This window comes from Streptomyces sp. NPDC001493 (assembly GCF_053597235.1).
Genome location: NZ_JBSFHV010000030.1, coordinates 75,266 through 89,664 on the forward strand (window position 1 = coordinate 75,266; position 14,399 = coordinate 89,664).

Sequence of the window (14,399 nt, forward strand, 5' to 3'; positions counted from 1 at the left end):
CGACACCGCGGCGAAAACCGCCGGGCACCGCCCCGAGCGCCCTCCCACGTATCCATGCTTTTCAGCGGGATTCCGGTTCCGCCCGGCCCACTTCTCCTGCTTCTCCCGCTTCTCCCGCTTCTCCCGCTTCCCCGGCTTCTCCCGCTTCCCCGGCTTCTCCGTCTTCTCCGTCTCCCTCGCCCGGTCTCGCTCTCCGGCTGCTGGGCACGGCTCCCCGGTCGTCCAGCGCGAACGACAATTCCACCAGTGCGTCGAGCAGCAGCGCGGCTCCCCGGCGTACGACGGGGTCGGGGACGGGTTCTCCCGGTTCGGGTTCCTCGTCGTAGGGCGCTTCGAGAAAGTCCCAGTACGCCACCGTCTCAGCGACCGGCCCCCATTCCGGGACCCGCCGTTCGCGTACCGCCTTCGCCCCCTTCTCGGTGGAGCCGCGCAGGGCGTCGGCGAGCTCCGCCGCGCCGCGCACGGGGGTCGCCGCGCGGTCGGGCAGGTGGGCCTCCAGCAACATGGCGGCCCGGCCGAGCTGCGACAGCGCGTGCTGGGCGTCGGTGGCGGCCGCCCGGGAGATGCCCCGGTGCCGGACCGGTTCGTACTGCGCCTTCTTCAGGGTCTCCGTCCACTCGACGCGGGCCTCGCGGGAGGCGATGAGCGCGGTCCGTACGTCCTCGTTGCTGCGGGCCGCCGGGTCGGCGTACTGGTCGATGACCGTGGCGGCGTACCGGCCGACCGCGATCAGCCACCCGGCGAGCCGGTTGCGCAGCCGCGGGGTCTCCCAGGCCGGGTAGACGGCGTACGAGATCATGGCCAGCAGCCCGCCGACGAGGGTCAGCACGATGCGTTCGGGGACCGTCTGCGACCAGTCGTTGCCGGCCATGCCGAGCAGGAAGACGACGTACGCCGAGATGCAGACCTGGCCGACCGCGTACCCGGTGCGCATCAGCAGGTACATCAGCCAGGCGCAGCAGACGGCGAGCGCGGCGGAGAGTTCCGGGCCGGGGTCGGCGACCTGCACGATCACGGTGGCGAACGTGACGCCGACGATGGTGCCGCCGAAGCGGGCCACCGAGCGGGCGTAGGTCTGCGAGAAGTCCGGCCGCATCACCATGACCGCGGCCATCGGCGCCCAGTAGCCGTGTCCGAAGGGCAGCGCCTCTCCGATGAAGTAGCCGACGGTGGCGACGGCGGTGACCCGGATCGCGTGCCGCAGGATCGCCGATCCGCGGTGGAACTCGCCGCGCATCCGGCCGATCACGACCGGGACGAGCTTGATCAGGCCGGGGCGGCGGCGGTGCGGGGTCTCGGGGTCGGCTTCCGAGCCGTGCCGGGTTCCGGCGCCCTCGGCAATCTCCACGACGTCGTGCAGGAGGGCGATCAGCCGGTCGGCCGCCCTCCGGGGCGGGCCGCTGGTGAGCCCGCCGGTCTCGGGCGCCTCCAGCGCCGCCAGCGCCGGTCCGCCCAGCCGGACCGGATCGCCGTGCCGGATCGCGCGGGCCGCCGCGTCGAGCACCGAGCCGGCCGCCTTGAGCAGCTCGCGGGCCCGGTCGCGCTGCGGGCCCTCCTCGGGCACGCCCATGGCGGGGTCGGCCAGCGAGGCCAGCACCGGGCGGATGCGTTCGGCGATGCTCCGGGCGCCGTGCAGTTCGGCCGGGCGGTGGCGGGCCTCCCGGGCGGAGATCGCCGCCGCGTCGCGGGCCGTCATCAGCGCCTCCGAGTCGAAGGGCGCGATCGGGTCGTAGCGCAGCCGCCGGGCGTAGTCGGCCTCGGCGGCCAGCGCGTCGGCGAGCGCGTCGCGCTGGGCACCCCACCGGCGTACCGGGAAGAGCACGATCAGGGAGGCCTGCACCAGGCCGCCGATGATGATCACTCCGGCGTGCGCCGCGGCGTCCAGGACGGAGGTGGGCAGGGTGATGGTGACGAGCATGATCGCCACGTTGGAGGAGGCGATGATGCCGCCGGTGGGGCCCGCCGCCCAGGCGAGCCCGGCGACGAAGGTCCAGAGGACCAGGACGCCGAGGAACACCACGTGGTACGGGCCGGCGACGTAGCCGACGAACGTCGAGATGCTCAGGCTGACACCGGAGACCAGGGCGAGCACCGGGCGGGGGCGCCAGCTGCGCTGGAAGGTGGCGATGGCCGCCTGGAACGCGCCGAACGCCGAGCTGGCCGCGATGACCGGCCCGAAGACCGCCAGCGCGGTCTCGACCACCAGCGCCAGTCCGATGGCGCCCCGCAACGCGACGAGCGGCTCCAGCCGGGGCCGCTCGATCGTGAACCCCGAGCGGGCGGTCTCCTTCAGCGCCCGGAGCCAACTCATGGGCCGAGCGTAGCCGCGATACGGGGCAAGCCGGACCTTTGGTTCACCCGTCCGGGACGGGTTCCGGGGCTCCGGGAGGCGGACCGGGCGTGGGTGCCCGGCGGGGAGCCGCGGGCTGCTGGGCCGGGCTCCCGGCGGGGCTCCGCAGGCGATCGAGCGGGGGTGCGCGACCGGGGGCCCGCGCCCCGGTCACACCTCGACGGTGGTTCCCGGCTCCAGCCGTTCGACCGGGACGCCGGTCAGGCCCTGCTCGCCGAGGAAGCGGGCGGTGGAGACCTGGCCGAGTTCGCTGAGCATGAGTTCGTGGATCTGGATGACGCGCTCGGGCCGGACGGCCCGCACGTGGTCGGCGGCCTCCCCGAGCTTGGTCCAGGGGCCGCTGGTCGGCAGCAGGAGGGTGCGTACCGGGACGCCGGGCCGGGAGTAGGCGTCCCCCGGGTGGTAGACGGCGCTGCCGTCGACGAGGTAGCCGACGTTGTCGGGGCACGGGAGGTCGGCGTGGATCACCGCGTGCGACCGGCCGTGGACGGTGAAGGCGAAGGAGCCGACGGTGAAGGAGTCGCCCGCCGCCACGGCGCGGACGCGGCCGCCGTGGTGGCCGAGGGCCGCCGCGACGGCGGCGGTGCCGTAGACCAGCAGGCCGGGCCGGTTCTCCAGGGCGGCGGCGACGAGCTCCTCGTCGAAGTGGTCGAAGTGTTCGTGGGTGATCAGGACGGCGTCGGCCCGGCCGACCGCTTCCGCAGCGTCCGGGGTGAAGGTGCCGGGGTCGATGACGACGCGCGTGCCGTCCTTCTCCAGCGCGACGCAGGCGTGGGCGTGTTTGGTGAGCTTCACGGGGGTGTCCTTCCGGCCAGGGCTGCATACCTACAACTAAACTGTACATATAAGTTGTACAACCTGGCTGGAGAGTTGGGGGATAGACTGCCGCCATGGACGACGCTCGACTGGCCGAGGAACTCCGCCTGACCATCGGACAGCTGGTCCGCACGGTGCGCACCGCCGACACGATGCCCCCCGGCGAGGCCGCCGTCCTCGGCTACCTGGACCGCGAGGGCGCGATGACCGCCGCCGACATCGCGGAGCGGCGGGGCGTCACGCACCAGTCGGCCAGCAAGGCCGTCAGGGAGCTGCTCGGCCAGGGGCTCGTACGGACCGAGTCGCACCCCCTCGACCGGCGCAAACTGCTGCTCCACCTCACCCCGGCCGGCAGCGGCCGGCTCGCGGAGGAGCGCGGCAGGCGGGCGGAGTGGCTGGGTACCGCGATCGACGACGCGCTCGGTCCGGAGGAGCGCGAGGTGCTCGTGGCGGCGCTGCCCCTGCTGGCGCGGCTGACCGATCACCTGCGGGCCGCGTAGGGCATCACCCCGTACGGACCGGGCGCCGGCCCCTACGGGGTGATGCCCCGGCCCTCGCGTCCGCCCACCCGGGCGCGGTCGGCGGCCTCGGTGCCGTGGGTCCAGCCGTCCAGGTCGGTGACGCCGCGTACCCGGGTGGTGGTGGTCTTCGGGAACATCCGGTCCGCCGCGCCGGAGACCGCCACGTCGCGGGCGGCGAGTACGGGCAGCAGCGCGTCGGTCCCGGGCCCGTCCGTACCGCCGCCGTCGGCACCCGCGGCTTCCGCGCCCGCCTCGGCGGTGACCCGGGCGGTGTCGGCGGCGAGCCTGCTGCCGAGGCGCTGGGCGTACGCCATCAGGAAGGACTGCCGGAACGTCTTGGTCCGCTTCCGGCCGCCGGCCCGCTGCCCCGCCTCGGCCCGGGCCATCGCGGAGGTGCCCTGCACCAGCAGCGAGGTGAAGAGGAGCTCCACCGCCTCCAGGTCGGGCTCGAACCCGACGACCGTGGTGAAGCCGAGGTCGCTGTTCCACACGGCCCGGCAGCGGTTCGCCGAGGCGACCGCGTCGAGCAGGATCGCCTTGGCCGTCTCGTACGGGGCGTCGACCCCGATCCGGCAGGCGCCGGGCTGGTCCCCGCTGTGGGTACGGGCGGCGAGCAGGGCCTCGTCGATGCTGTGCCGGGCCATCAGCTCCTGGGCCTTGGTGGTGAGCGCCTCGGCCTCCTCCGGATAGTCGGTGGCCTCCGCCTTCGCCAGCAGGGCGCGGATGCGGGTGAGCATGCGCGGTTCGTCGTGCGCGGGCGGCGGGAGCCGGTTTCCGCCCGCGGCCGGGGTCTCCCCGGGCGGCGGCCCGACCGCCTCGACGGCGGGGAGCCGCAGCAGCAGCCGGTACAGCTCCAGCAGCGCGGAGGCGTACGAGAAGCGGTCGGGGCGGTTGCGCGGCACCGGCTGCGGGAGTTCGGCGAGCTGGCCGGACCAGCGCGGCGGGAGCGTCGCGTAGGCGGCGGTCTCGGCGGCGATCAGGGTCGCGGCGAGGGCCGCCCGCTCCTCGTCCAGCTCCCTGCGCACGAACCGGACGACGTCGGCGGGCTGCCAGCCCCGGGCCCAGGCGCGGCGGAGGAACTCCTCGCCGCGCCGGTGCGCCTCGTCGTCCGCGTCCGGGGCGGCGGCGAGCAGCGACGCACCGGTGTCCAGACCGGCGTCGCCCTCCGAGTAGAGGGCCGCCGCGCACGCCTGGTCGATCACCGAATCCATGGGTTCAGGGTAGAGGCGGGCGGCCGGTCACCCCTCCGGTCACCCCTGCGGGCGGCCGGTCACCCCCGCGGCGGCCGCTCACCCCTCCACCGGTCACCCCTCCTGCGGGAGCAGCACCAGCTTTCCGCGGACGTGCCCGGCCTCGCTGACCCGGTGCGCCTCGGCCGCCTCCGCCAGCGGGTAGGTGTGGTCGACCGGGATGCGCAGCTCGCCGAGGACGGCCCGCCGGGCGTTGGCGGCGAGGCGTCCGGCGGAGGGGCCGCCGCCCCCGGCGGAGAAGGCGACGCCGAGCGCGGGGGCGTCCGCGTCGGCGATGGTGATCACCCGGTCCGTCGTCCCGCCGCGCAGCTCGATGGAGTCCGGCAGCGCGCCCCGGCCGGCCGCGTCGAAGACCGCGTCCACACCCTGTGGAGCGATCGCGCGGACCCGCTCGACCAGCCCGGGGCCGTACTCCACCGGCGTCGCGCCCAGCACCCGCAGATAGTCGTGGTTGGCGGCGGACGCCGTGCCGATGACGGTCGCGCCCCGGGCCGTCGCGAGCTGTACGGCGGCCGAGCCGACCGCTCCGGCCGCGCCGTGCAGCAGCAGCGTCTCCCCGGCGTCCAACGCCAGTTCGTCGAGCACCCGGGAGGCGGTCTCGGTGGCCACCGGCAGCGCGGCGGCCGTCTCCCACTCCAGGTCGGCCGGTTTGCGGGTGATCTTCTCCGGGGCGGCCAGCACCTCGGTGGCGTACGCACCCGTCTCGCTGTAGCCGAGCACCTCGTCGCCGGGGGCGAAGTCCGTGACGCCCTCGCCGACCTCCTCGACCACGCCCGCGAACTCGGTGCCCGGCGTCGCGGGGAGCGGGGTGGGGTGGACCTGTTCCATCCAGCCCTTGCGGATCTTGTAGTCGAGCGGGTTGACCCCGGCGGCCCGCACCCGCACCCGCACCCGGCCCGGAGCCACCCGCGGGGCGTCCACCTCCTTCAGCCGCAGCACCTCGGGGCCGCCGAACTCCTCGAACACGATCGCCTTCATCCCTGCTCCCGCTCCCCGCGCGCGCCGCGGTCCGCTCGTCGTCGCCCCCGTGCCGATCCCCCCTGCCGATCCTCGCGGCCGGTCCCCGGGACTGCCTCCCGGGAGGCGCCGCCCGGGGCCGCTCCCGTCCCTGCCGGTGCCGGAGACACGGCCACCGGAACCCACGTACCAGGGGCGATGTCAGTGCCCGGTGCCAGACTCGGGGCCATGACGGAACGGTGGGCCCTGGCCGAGGCGGAGGGCGGCGGCGCGCTGCTCGTACCGCTGGAGCGGGACGGGCGCCCGGCCGGTCCGGTGCTCCGTGAACCCGATCTCGCCGAAGCGGTCCGGGCGCGCCCCGAGGTGGTGCGCTGGGTGTGGCGTTCCACCGCCGGGATCTACCCCCGGCTGCTCGCCGCCGGGGTCCGCGTCGAGCGGTGCTACGACATCGAGTGCGCGGAGCTGCTCCTCCTCGGCCACGCGGGGCGGCTCGGCGAACCCCGTTCCGCCGCGGCGGCCCTGGCCCGCCTCCGTAACGCCCCCGTGCCCGCCGACCCACCGCCCCGCGGCGCCGACCCCGGGGCGCAGTCCCCGCTCTTCGAGCCGTCGGCCGGGGCGGAGGTTCCGTTCGAGGGACTGCTCGACGTCTACGCCGACCAGCTGCGCCGCCACGCGGCGGCCGAGCACCCGGACCGGATGCTGCTGCTCACCGGCACGGAGTCGGCCGGGATGCTGGTCGCCGCCGAGATGAACCGGGCCGGGATGCCCTGGCGCGCCGATGTGCACCGGGCTCTGCTGAACGAGCTGCTCGGCGAGCGGTACGCGGGCGGCGGCGAGCCCCGCAGGCTCGCCGAGCTGGCGGACCAGGTGTCGGCGGCGTTCGGGCGGCGGGTGCGGCCCGATCTGCCCGCCGACGTGATCAAGGCGTTCGCCGGGGCCGGGATCAAGGTGACCTCGACCCGGCGCTGGCAGCTGGAGGAGATCGACCACCCGGCGGTGGAGCCCCTCCTCGCGTACAAGAAGCTCTACCGCATCTGGACCGCGCACGGCTGGGGCTGGCTCCAGGACTGGGTGCGCGAGGGCCGCTTCCGCCCCGAGTACACGCCCGGCGGCTCGGTCAGCGGGCGGTGGACGACCAACGGCGGCGGGGCGCTCCAGATCCCGAAGGTGATCCGGCGGGCCGTCGTCGCGGACGAGGGCTGGCGCCTCGTCGTCGCCGACGCCGACCAGATGGAACCGAGGGTGCTCGCCGCGATCTCCCGCGACCCCGGGCTGATGGAGGTCGCGGGACACGAGGGCGACCTCTACGCCGCGCTCTCCGACCGCGCCTTCCGCGGCGACCGCGACCAGGCGAAGGTCGCCCTGCTCGGCGCGGTCTACGGCCAGACCTCCGGCGACGGCCTGAAGAACCTCGCCGCGCTGCGCCGCCGCTTCCCGCTGGCCGTCGGGTACGTCGACGACGCGGCGAAGGCGGGCGAGGAGGGCCGCCTCGTACGGACCTGGCTCGGGCGGACCAGCCCGCCCGCCGCCGGGGCCGGGGACGACGGCGAGGCGGGGCTGCCGCAGGAGGGCGGCGCGGACGAGGAGGACGGCTCCGGGGAGGGCCGCCGGGGGTACGGCTTCACCCCCGGGTACGCCTCCTCCGACGCACGGGCCCGCGGCCGCTTCACCCGTAACTTCGTGGTGCAGGGCAGCGCCGCCGACTGGGCGCTGCTGCTCCTCGCCGGGCTGCGCCGCACGCTCGCCGAGGAGCGGCTCCGGGCGGAGCTGGTGTTCTTCCAGCACGACGAGGTGATCGTGCACTGCCCGGCCGAGGAGGCGGAGCGGGTGGTGCGGGCGATCCGCGAGGCCGGTGAGCTGGCCGGGCGGATCGCCTTCGGGGCGACCCCGGTGCGGTTCCCGTTCACCACGGCGGTGGTGGAGCGGTACTCGGACGCGAAGTGAGGCCCCGGCACCGGTGGCCCGAAGTGGAGCGCCCGCGCCCGTGGTTCGCGGGGCGCGGGCGCTTCTGCCGTACGGGGAAAGCTACTTCATCTGGAGCTTGCGCCACTTGGGCGAGGTGACCAGCGCCTTGAGCTCGGCGATGGAGAGCGCGGGGTCGGTCCGGGTGGCGGTCCCGTCCTGCCGGTCCGCGTTGAAGGCCATGACCACGACCCGCATGCCGTCGGGGTACATGAGGTCGACCGTCCACTGGACGATGCCCTGCCCGCCCTTCTCGCCCGGCGTCTGCCGGACCGCGAGCAGCGCCCCGCCGGGCAGCGTCTCGGCGCTGCCGTACAGGTCGCCCGCCACGTCCCGCATGTCGCGCTGGACGTTGATCCCGAGGAGGGACTGCCCCTGCCCGTCGTCCACGACCACCTCGGCGTACTCGCCGTCTCCGTCCTGCTGCTGGCGGACGACCGTGACGTCCTTCGGGAGCAGCTTCAGCAGCGTGGGCATCAGCAGGGAGTAGTCGAGCTCGGGGGCGCGGCTCGGGGTGGGCGAGGCCTCTTGACGCTTCTCCTGCGCGGCGACGACCACCTCCATGCGCTGGACCAGCGGCTGCCACTTCGCGGACTGCCCCAGCGCGGCGAGCTTCCCCTGGTCGAGCGGCGGCGTGGAGCGGACGCCCATGACACCCGCGTCGAGCACCCCACTGTAAGCACGGACGTCGACGGTCACCCCGCCCACCGCCAAGCCGCGGAAGCGGTAACCGACGAGCTCGTCCTCCGGAGCGGCCGCGCCCACGGCGGTCGGGCACTCGGCTGCGGACGCCTTCCCGCCGGAGCGGGCGGTGAGGGCGGGCCCGCCGACCGCGTCGTGGGTCAGTGCCACGCCCTCCGGCATGTCCCGCAGGGCGCCCGCCTCGTTCACGCAGGCCCCCTCCGCGCCCCGGGCCTGTACGTACTGCGGCGTCGGGTAGAGCGAGGCGGTGACGGTGACGGGTCCGTCGCCGTCGTCGTAGAGGACCGAAGCCGACGCCGCCGCCCCGTCCTCCAGCTCCCCGGTACCGATACCGGAGCCCTCGGAGACCTTCCCACCGGGCAGCAGCGCGGCCAGCGTCTCGACCATCTCCGAGCCGGACACCCCGCTCCGGGCGCCGGCGCCCGGGGACACGGAGTGCGTACCCGACGCCAGATCGGCGGTGGGGCCGGCCCCCCCGACCAGCCCGGTGGCCAGACCGCCGCCGAGGGCGACGAGCGCGAGGGCGAGCGCGCCCCCGGTGACGGCGGCGGCCCTGCGCCGCCGCACCCCGCGCCGGCCGATCTCGACCGCGCCGTCGAGCAGCGCGGTCCGGTCGGGGATCTCGAAGGAGTCGCCGGCGCGGCGGAGTTCTCCGCTCAGGTCGTCTTCAAAGGGCATGGCAAAGTCACCGTTCTCGTTCGGTGGAGGCAGCGTGGGTCGGGCCGAATCAGGTCGGGCCCGGTCGGGCCCGGTCGGGACGGGTCGGGTCGGGTTTCGGCGGGGCGGCGGGGCCGGCCGGCTCAGTGCGTGACGAACTCGGCGAGGGTGCCGCCGAGCAGGGTGCGCAGCCGGGCCAACGCCCGTACGCACCGGGTCCGTACGGCTGCCGGGCTGGTCCGGAGGGCCTCGGCGGTCTGTTCGACGCTGCGGTCCTCCCAGTACCTCAGCACCACCACCGCCCGGTCCTTCGGGGCGAGCCGGTCGAGGGCGTCGAGCAGCGTCATGCGCAGCGCGGGATCCACCCCGGCGGGGGCGGGGGCGGTGTCCGGCAGCTCCGCGAGCGGGCGTTCACCGGCGGAGCGGCGTCTGCGGTGCGTGAGGAAGGCGCGGACGAGCACTGTCTGGGCGTACGCCGCCGGATTGTCGATCCGGTGCACGCGGCCCCACAGCACGTACATCCGGCCGAGGGTCTCCTGGACGAGATCCTCCGCGAGGTGCACATCACCGCCGGTCAACAGCACGGCCGATCGGTACAGTTGGCCCACACAGCTCGCCGCGAACTCCCTGAAGTCCTCGACCCGCGACTTCCTCATGCGTCCCCCCGTCTCCCACGGCCGGTCCAGCCGTGCGCCCCGCACTCCTTCGACGCGATGGGCCCGGGAGAATGTTTCACGCGAACACCGATCAATTTTCCGGCGGTTGACCGGCCCCGGAACGGACGGGCGGATCCTGGTTCCCCCCACCGCTCCCCAACCCCCTTGCGCGCGGGTAGGTTCGGCGCCATGGACACTGGTCAGCTACTGGGTTCGGGACGCAGCGCCGACGTGTACGCACTCGACGACTCCTGGGTCCTGCGCCGCTACCGCGACGACGCCGACACCACCCCGGAACTGGCGGTGATGTCCTACCTGTCCGCGTTCGGCTTCCCGGTGCCGCGCATCGGGCCGCCGGCCGAGGGGGCGGGCCCCGGCGATCTCGTGATGCAGCGGCTGACCGGCCCCACCCTGGCCGAGGCGCTCATGGCCGGTTCCCTGGACGCCCGGCAGGGCGGCGAGATGATCGCCGGGCTGCTGCGGGAGCTGCACGCGCTGCCGCCGCGCCTCTCCCCCGATCCGGAGGTCCGCATCCTCCATCTCGACCTGCACCCCGAGAACGTGATGCTGACCGGGCACGGGCCGGTGGTGATCGACTGGAGCAACACCACCGAGGGCCCGCCCGGGACGGACCGTGCCATGTCGGCCCTGATCCTGGCGCAGGTCTCCCTCATCCCCGGCTTCCCGGCGGCGGAGGGGGTGGGCCTCCTGCTCACCGCGCTGCTCGACGCCATGGCGGGCGACGGCCCGATCGCCGAGGCGGACCTCGCCGCGGCCGTCGCCCGCCGCTCGTCGGACCCGTACCTCTCCGCCACCGAACAGGCCGTCCTGGGCGAGGCGGCGGCGCTGGTGGCCGCGCACGGGAGGTGACGGCGGGGTGACCGGACGGCGGCGGGACAGCCGGGCGGGCCCCGGTGGTCGCCCGCCCGCCCCGCCCGTACCGCCGCCGCTACTCCCGCGCGCCGACCGCCTCCACCGGCCGGACCCGGAGAGCCCGCGCCGCCGGGAGTACGGCGGCCACCACCGCGATCACCGAGGCGCTGCCGAGCACCGCGCCGATCGCCGCCCACGGAACCTCGACGCCCGTGCGCACGCCGAGCAGGGCCAGCGCACCCCGTACGGCACCCAGGTCGATCGCGGCGACGAGCGCGCCGAGCACCGCTCCGACACCGACCACCACCAGCGCCTCGACGGCGACGATCCGCAGCACCTGGCCGGTGGTCGCCCCGGCCAGCCGCAGGACGGCGAAGTCGCGGGCCCGGTCCGAGGTCGCCATCACCAGAGTGTTGACCAGCGCGATCCCCGTACAGAGCAGCGCGATGGCGAGCACCATCAGCAGCCCCAGCCGGGTGGTCTCCCGGGTGCGGGGGTGGTGGGCGGTGACCCACGCGCGCGCCGTCGTCACCTCGGTCCCGGTGGCCCGGCCGGCCGCGCGGAGCGCCGCGACGACCGCCGTCCGGTCGGCGTCCGGCGCCACCGTGATGTCGAGCCGGTCCACCGGCGCCCCGGCTGCGTTGCGGGCGGTGAGCAGGACGCCGTGGTCCCCGGTCCCGGTGCGCAGCACGGCCGCGATGCGCAGGGACGCCTCCCGGCCGTCGCCCAGCCGGACGGCCACCCGCTCGCCGACGTTCGTGGTCAGCCACTCCTGGGTGACCACGATGCCGTCGTCGTCGAGAGCGGCGAGGGAACCGGCGGCGACCGGCAGGGTCGACACGGCCGCGAAGGCGTCCGGGTCCACCGCCGCCGCCTCGTAGGAGACGAGAGCGACGCCCTCTTCGAGGACGGTGACCCCGGTCGAGCGGGAGGCGCTGACCCGCGCGCCGGGAATCCGCGTCGCCCGGTCCACGAACTCCTGCGGCAGGGGCCGTCGTTCGTTCTTCGCGGTGACGACGAACTCGGCGGAGGTACGGGTCAGCGCCTCGGACTCCTTGGCTCCCGCGAGCGTCGCGGTGGTCCCCAGGAGGACGGCGGCCAGGGCGACCGTGATGAGGACGGGCGCGGCGACGGCGGAGGTCCTGCGGACGGCGGCCGAGGCGTTCTCCCGGGCCAGCAGCCCGCAGGCTCCGGGCAGCCGGGCGGGCAGCAGGGTCAGCAGCCGGACGGCCGGGGGTACCAGGACGGGGGCGAGGAGGGCGCATCCGGCGACGAGCACCATGGGCTGGGTGAGGTAGGTCTTGCGCTTGAGGAGCTGCCCGGGGTCGGAGACCAGCGCCGTCACCAGCAGCCCGATTCCGGCGCCCACGACGAGGGTTGCCAGCGCCCACCGCAGGAGCGGCATCGTTCCGCCGTCGACGGCCGCCTCGCGCAGCGCCTGGGTCGGCCCGGTCCGTCCGGCGCGGTGGGCGGAGACGGCCGAGGCGGCCACCGCCACGGCCAGTCCGGTCCAGAAGGCGAGGTGCAGCGGCCAGGTCTGGTCGCCGGTGGCGAACCAGGCGGGGGCGATCCCCCGGTCCGCCATCCAGGCCGCGAGGCGGGGCGCCGCCGCCCTGCCCCACCCGCACCCGGCGGCGGAGGCCAGTACGCCGACCAGGGCCGCCTCGGCGTACACCGTCCGGCGGATCTGCCCGGGGGTGGCGCCCGCTGTGCGGAGCAGCCCGAACTCCCGCCGCCGCTGGGCCACCGCGAAGGAGAAGGTGGACGCCACCACGGCGGCCGAGACGAAAGCGGTGATGCCCGCGGCGGTGCCGAGCAGGGCGTTGACGGAGGCGAGGGCCTCCTTGTCGCGGTCGGGGTCCGGGTCGGCGCGGCGGCGCGCGTCGCCGGTCAGCACCGACACCTGCACCTCGTCGGCCGACTGCCCGTCCACTGAACCCCGTGGCCGCTGCCGCCCGTCGGCCCGTGCCGCCGCGTCCACCTCCGCGGTGACCGCCTTCGGGTCCGCGTCGACGACCACGGCGTCGACCGGCGGCGAGATCCGTGCGGCCTCGGCGTCGGTGAAGAACAGCGCCGTCTCGAACCCGGACGCCGCGACGGTACCGACCACCGTCACGCTCCGGCCGGCGCTCCCGGGGGCGGTGGCGTCGGGATCCGTGGCCCCGGGGGCCGTGGCGTCGGGGGCTGTGGCGTCGGGGCCCGTGGCATCGACGCCCGTGGCGCCTGGGAAGAGCAGCCGCAGCCGGTCCCCCGGACGCACGGAGGAGCCCGGGCCGGTGGCGGCGACGATCTCGCCGGGCGCCGAGGGGGCGCGCCCCGAGGTCAGCCGGTACGGGGTCGCGGCGGCGATCGACCAGGGGTGGCCGACGACCTCGGTGTCCGTGTACGGGCCCCCGGACGGGAAGTCCACGGGGAACGTACGGTCCTCGGCGACCGGCCCGAGCGCTGCCAGCAGGGCCACGAGGGCGGGCGGTACGGGCCGGGGCCGGGCGAGCGGCCGGGTGCGTACGCCGATGGGGGTGGCGACCCGGAGCGTGTCTGCGCCCTTGACCACCACCGGGGCCGCCGCGAACCGCTCGGGGCCGCGTTCCGGCGCGTCGAGCGTGGCGGCCAGGGCGAGGCCGGTGGCCGCCACGAGGCCCGTGCCGAGGGCGAGGGCCACGAAGGAGCCGGCGAAGGTGACCCAGCGGGTCCGCAGCCCGGCGAGGACGCGCGTCAGCATGCCGTCACCGCCGGCACCGCGGTGTTCTCCGGCGCGCACCGCGACGAGTCCTCCGGCGCGCCTCCGGTGAGCCGGGTCATCCGTGCGGCGATCCGCTCCGCGTCGGGGGCGTGCAGTTCGTCGCGCACCCGGCCGTCCGCGAGGAGCACCACCCGGTCCGCCGAGGCCCCGGCGACCGGGTCGTGCGTGACCATGACCACCGTCTGGCCGCCGTCCACCAGGGAGCGCAGCAACGCGAGGACCTCCCGGCCCGTCGTGGAGTCGAGGGCTCCGGTGGGTTCGTCGCCGAAGAGGACGTCGGGGCGGGTGATCAGGGCGCGGGCGAGCGCCACGCGCTGCTGCTGGCCCCCGGAGAGTTCGCCTGGCCGGTGCCCGGCGCGGCCCCCGAGCCCCACCCGGTCCAGGGCGTCGAGCACCTCGGCCCGGCGGGGCCTGCCCCCGGCCAGCCGCAGCGGGAGGGCCACGTTCTGCGCGGCGGTGAGCGCGGGCAGGAGGTTGAAGGACTGGAACACGAACCCGATCCGGCGCCGCCGCAACAAGGTGAGGCGGCGCTCGCCGAGGGCGGTCAGCTCGGTGCCGCCGAGGAACACCTGCCCGGAGCTCGGCCGGTCCAGCCCGGCCGCACAGTGCAGCAGCGTGGACTTCCCGGAGCCGGAGGGGCCCATGATCGCGGTGAAGGTTCCGGGCTCCACGGTCAGGTCGACCCGGTCGAGTGCGGTGACGAGGCTGCTGCCGCGACCGTGCGAACGTGTGACGGATCGGAGCTGAACGGCTGGCTGTTGACTCATGACCTCAGTCAACTCAGCCCTCGCGCACGGCACATCGGAGCTGGTTGCCGTCCTCATGGTGGAGACAGCTCCACCATGAGCCCGTCGTCCCACGGCGAGCCCGTAGGAGCGGCCGATGTTCGCCTCGTCGACGGGTACCACGAGC

Annotated in this window: 11 protein-coding genes; 3 read left to right on the top strand and 8 right to left on the bottom strand. The window is 75.4% G+C overall.

From position 1 onward, the window contains the following. Positions 1-61 precede the first annotated feature (61 nt). Both ACWCWD_RS31780 and ACWCWD_RS31785 read right to left on the bottom strand, forming a co-directional pair. The gene (locus ACWCWD_RS31780; protein WP_450778205.1) at positions 62-2,311 is read right to left on the bottom strand and encodes an FUSC family protein; all 2,250 of its coding nucleotides are present in this window, start codon (positions 2,309-2,311) and stop codon (positions 62-64) included. Between the two features lie 189 nt (positions 2,312-2,500). Next, complete coding sequence (locus tag ACWCWD_RS31785; RefSeq protein ID WP_450778207.1) at positions 2,501-3,145, bottom strand: MBL fold metallo-hydrolase; 645 nt, start codon at positions 3,143-3,145, stop codon at positions 2,501-2,503. 95 nt (positions 3,146-3,240) lie between these two features. Here ACWCWD_RS31785 and ACWCWD_RS31790 point away from each other — a divergent pair, with 95 nt between their 5' ends. After that, entirely contained in the window at positions 3,241-3,666 is a 426-nt protein-coding gene (locus ACWCWD_RS31790; protein WP_450778209.1) for a MarR family winged helix-turn-helix transcriptional regulator, read from the top strand. 32 nt (positions 3,667-3,698) lie between these two features. Here the strand turns inward: ACWCWD_RS31790 and ACWCWD_RS31795 are convergent, their stop codons facing one another. Together ACWCWD_RS31795 and ACWCWD_RS31800 are read right to left on the bottom strand one after the other, a co-directional pair. Further along, positions 3,699-4,898 carry a DUF2786 domain-containing protein gene (locus tag ACWCWD_RS31795; protein ID WP_450778210.1) on the bottom strand — a complete coding sequence of 400 codons (1,200 nt, stop codon included), beginning with the start codon at positions 4,896-4,898 and terminating at the stop codon, positions 3,699-3,701. Positions 4,899-4,991: 93 nt separating this feature from the next. Further along, positions 4,992-5,915: an NADP-dependent oxidoreductase gene (locus ACWCWD_RS31800; RefSeq protein ID WP_450778212.1), complete on the bottom strand. Its 924-nt coding sequence runs from the start codon at positions 5,913-5,915 to the stop codon at positions 4,992-4,994. A 207-nt stretch (positions 5,916-6,122) separates the two neighbouring features. Here ACWCWD_RS31800 and ACWCWD_RS31805 point away from each other — a divergent pair, with 207 nt between their 5' ends. Beyond that, complete coding sequence (locus ACWCWD_RS31805; RefSeq protein WP_450778213.1) at positions 6,123-7,838, top strand: bifunctional 3'-5' exonuclease/DNA polymerase; 1,716 nt, start codon at positions 6,123-6,125, stop codon at positions 7,836-7,838. Between the two features lie 81 nt (positions 7,839-7,919). Here the strand turns inward: ACWCWD_RS31805 and ACWCWD_RS31810 are convergent, their stop codons facing one another. Then, positions 7,920-9,236: a hypothetical protein gene (locus ACWCWD_RS31810; protein WP_450778215.1), complete on the bottom strand. Its 1,317-nt coding sequence runs from the start codon at positions 9,234-9,236 to the stop codon at positions 7,920-7,922. 122 nt (positions 9,237-9,358) lie between these two features. Continuing rightward, positions 9,359-9,871, bottom strand: coding sequence for a SigE family RNA polymerase sigma factor (locus ACWCWD_RS31815; protein ID WP_450778217.1), 513 nt, complete (start codon positions 9,869-9,871; stop codon positions 9,359-9,361). Positions 9,872-10,060: 189 nt separating this feature from the next. Between ACWCWD_RS31815 and ACWCWD_RS31820 the strand changes: the two genes are divergently transcribed. Further along, positions 10,061-10,741 carry a phosphotransferase gene (locus ACWCWD_RS31820; protein WP_450778219.1) on the top strand — a complete coding sequence of 227 codons (681 nt, stop codon included), beginning with the start codon at positions 10,061-10,063 and terminating at the stop codon, positions 10,739-10,741. A gap of 79 nt (positions 10,742-10,820) precedes the next feature. Here the strand turns inward: ACWCWD_RS31820 and ACWCWD_RS31825 are convergent, their stop codons facing one another. After that, positions 10,821-13,466, bottom strand: a complete 2,646-nt coding sequence (locus ACWCWD_RS31825; RefSeq protein WP_450778221.1) for an FtsX-like permease family protein — start codon at positions 13,464-13,466, stop codon at positions 10,821-10,823. Continuing rightward, positions 13,460-14,254: an ABC transporter ATP-binding protein gene (locus tag ACWCWD_RS31830; RefSeq protein ID WP_450778223.1), complete on the bottom strand. Its 795-nt coding sequence runs from the start codon at positions 14,252-14,254 to the stop codon at positions 13,460-13,462. The genes ACWCWD_RS31825 and ACWCWD_RS31830 overlap by 7 nt, the downstream gene beginning before the upstream one ends. Between the last annotated feature and the right edge of the window lie 145 nt (positions 14,255-14,399).

Coding starts and splice junctions, on each gene's coding strand:
- ACWCWD_RS31780 (WP_450778205.1), bottom strand. CDS start 2,311: ATGAGTTGGCTCCGGGCGCTGAAGGAGACCGCCCGCTCGGGGTTCACG.
- ACWCWD_RS31790 (WP_450778209.1), top strand. CDS start 3,241: ATGGACGACGCTCGACTGGCCGAGGAACTCCGCCTGACCATCGGACAG.
- ACWCWD_RS31795 (WP_450778210.1), bottom strand. CDS start 4,898: ATGGATTCGGTGATCGACCAGGCGTGCGCGGCGGCCCTCTACTCGGAG.
- ACWCWD_RS31800 (WP_450778212.1), bottom strand. CDS start 5,915: ATGAAGGCGATCGTGTTCGAGGAGTTCGGCGGCCCCGAGGTGCTGCGG.
- ACWCWD_RS31805 (WP_450778213.1), top strand. CDS start 6,123: ATGACGGAACGGTGGGCCCTGGCCGAGGCGGAGGGCGGCGGCGCGCTG.
- ACWCWD_RS31810 (WP_450778215.1), bottom strand. CDS start 9,236: ATGCCCTTTGAAGACGACCTGAGCGGAGAACTCCGCCGCGCCGGCGAC.
- ACWCWD_RS31815 (WP_450778217.1), bottom strand. CDS start 9,871: ATGAGGAAGTCGCGGGTCGAGGACTTCAGGGAGTTCGCGGCGAGCTGT.
- ACWCWD_RS31820 (WP_450778219.1), top strand. CDS start 10,061: ATGGACACTGGTCAGCTACTGGGTTCGGGACGCAGCGCCGACGTGTAC.
- ACWCWD_RS31825 (WP_450778221.1), bottom strand. CDS start 13,466: ATGCTGACGCGCGTCCTCGCCGGGCTGCGGACCCGCTGGGTCACCTTC.
- ACWCWD_RS31830 (WP_450778223.1), bottom strand. CDS start 14,254: ATGAGTCAACAGCCAGCCGTTCAGCTCCGATCCGTCACACGTTCGCAC.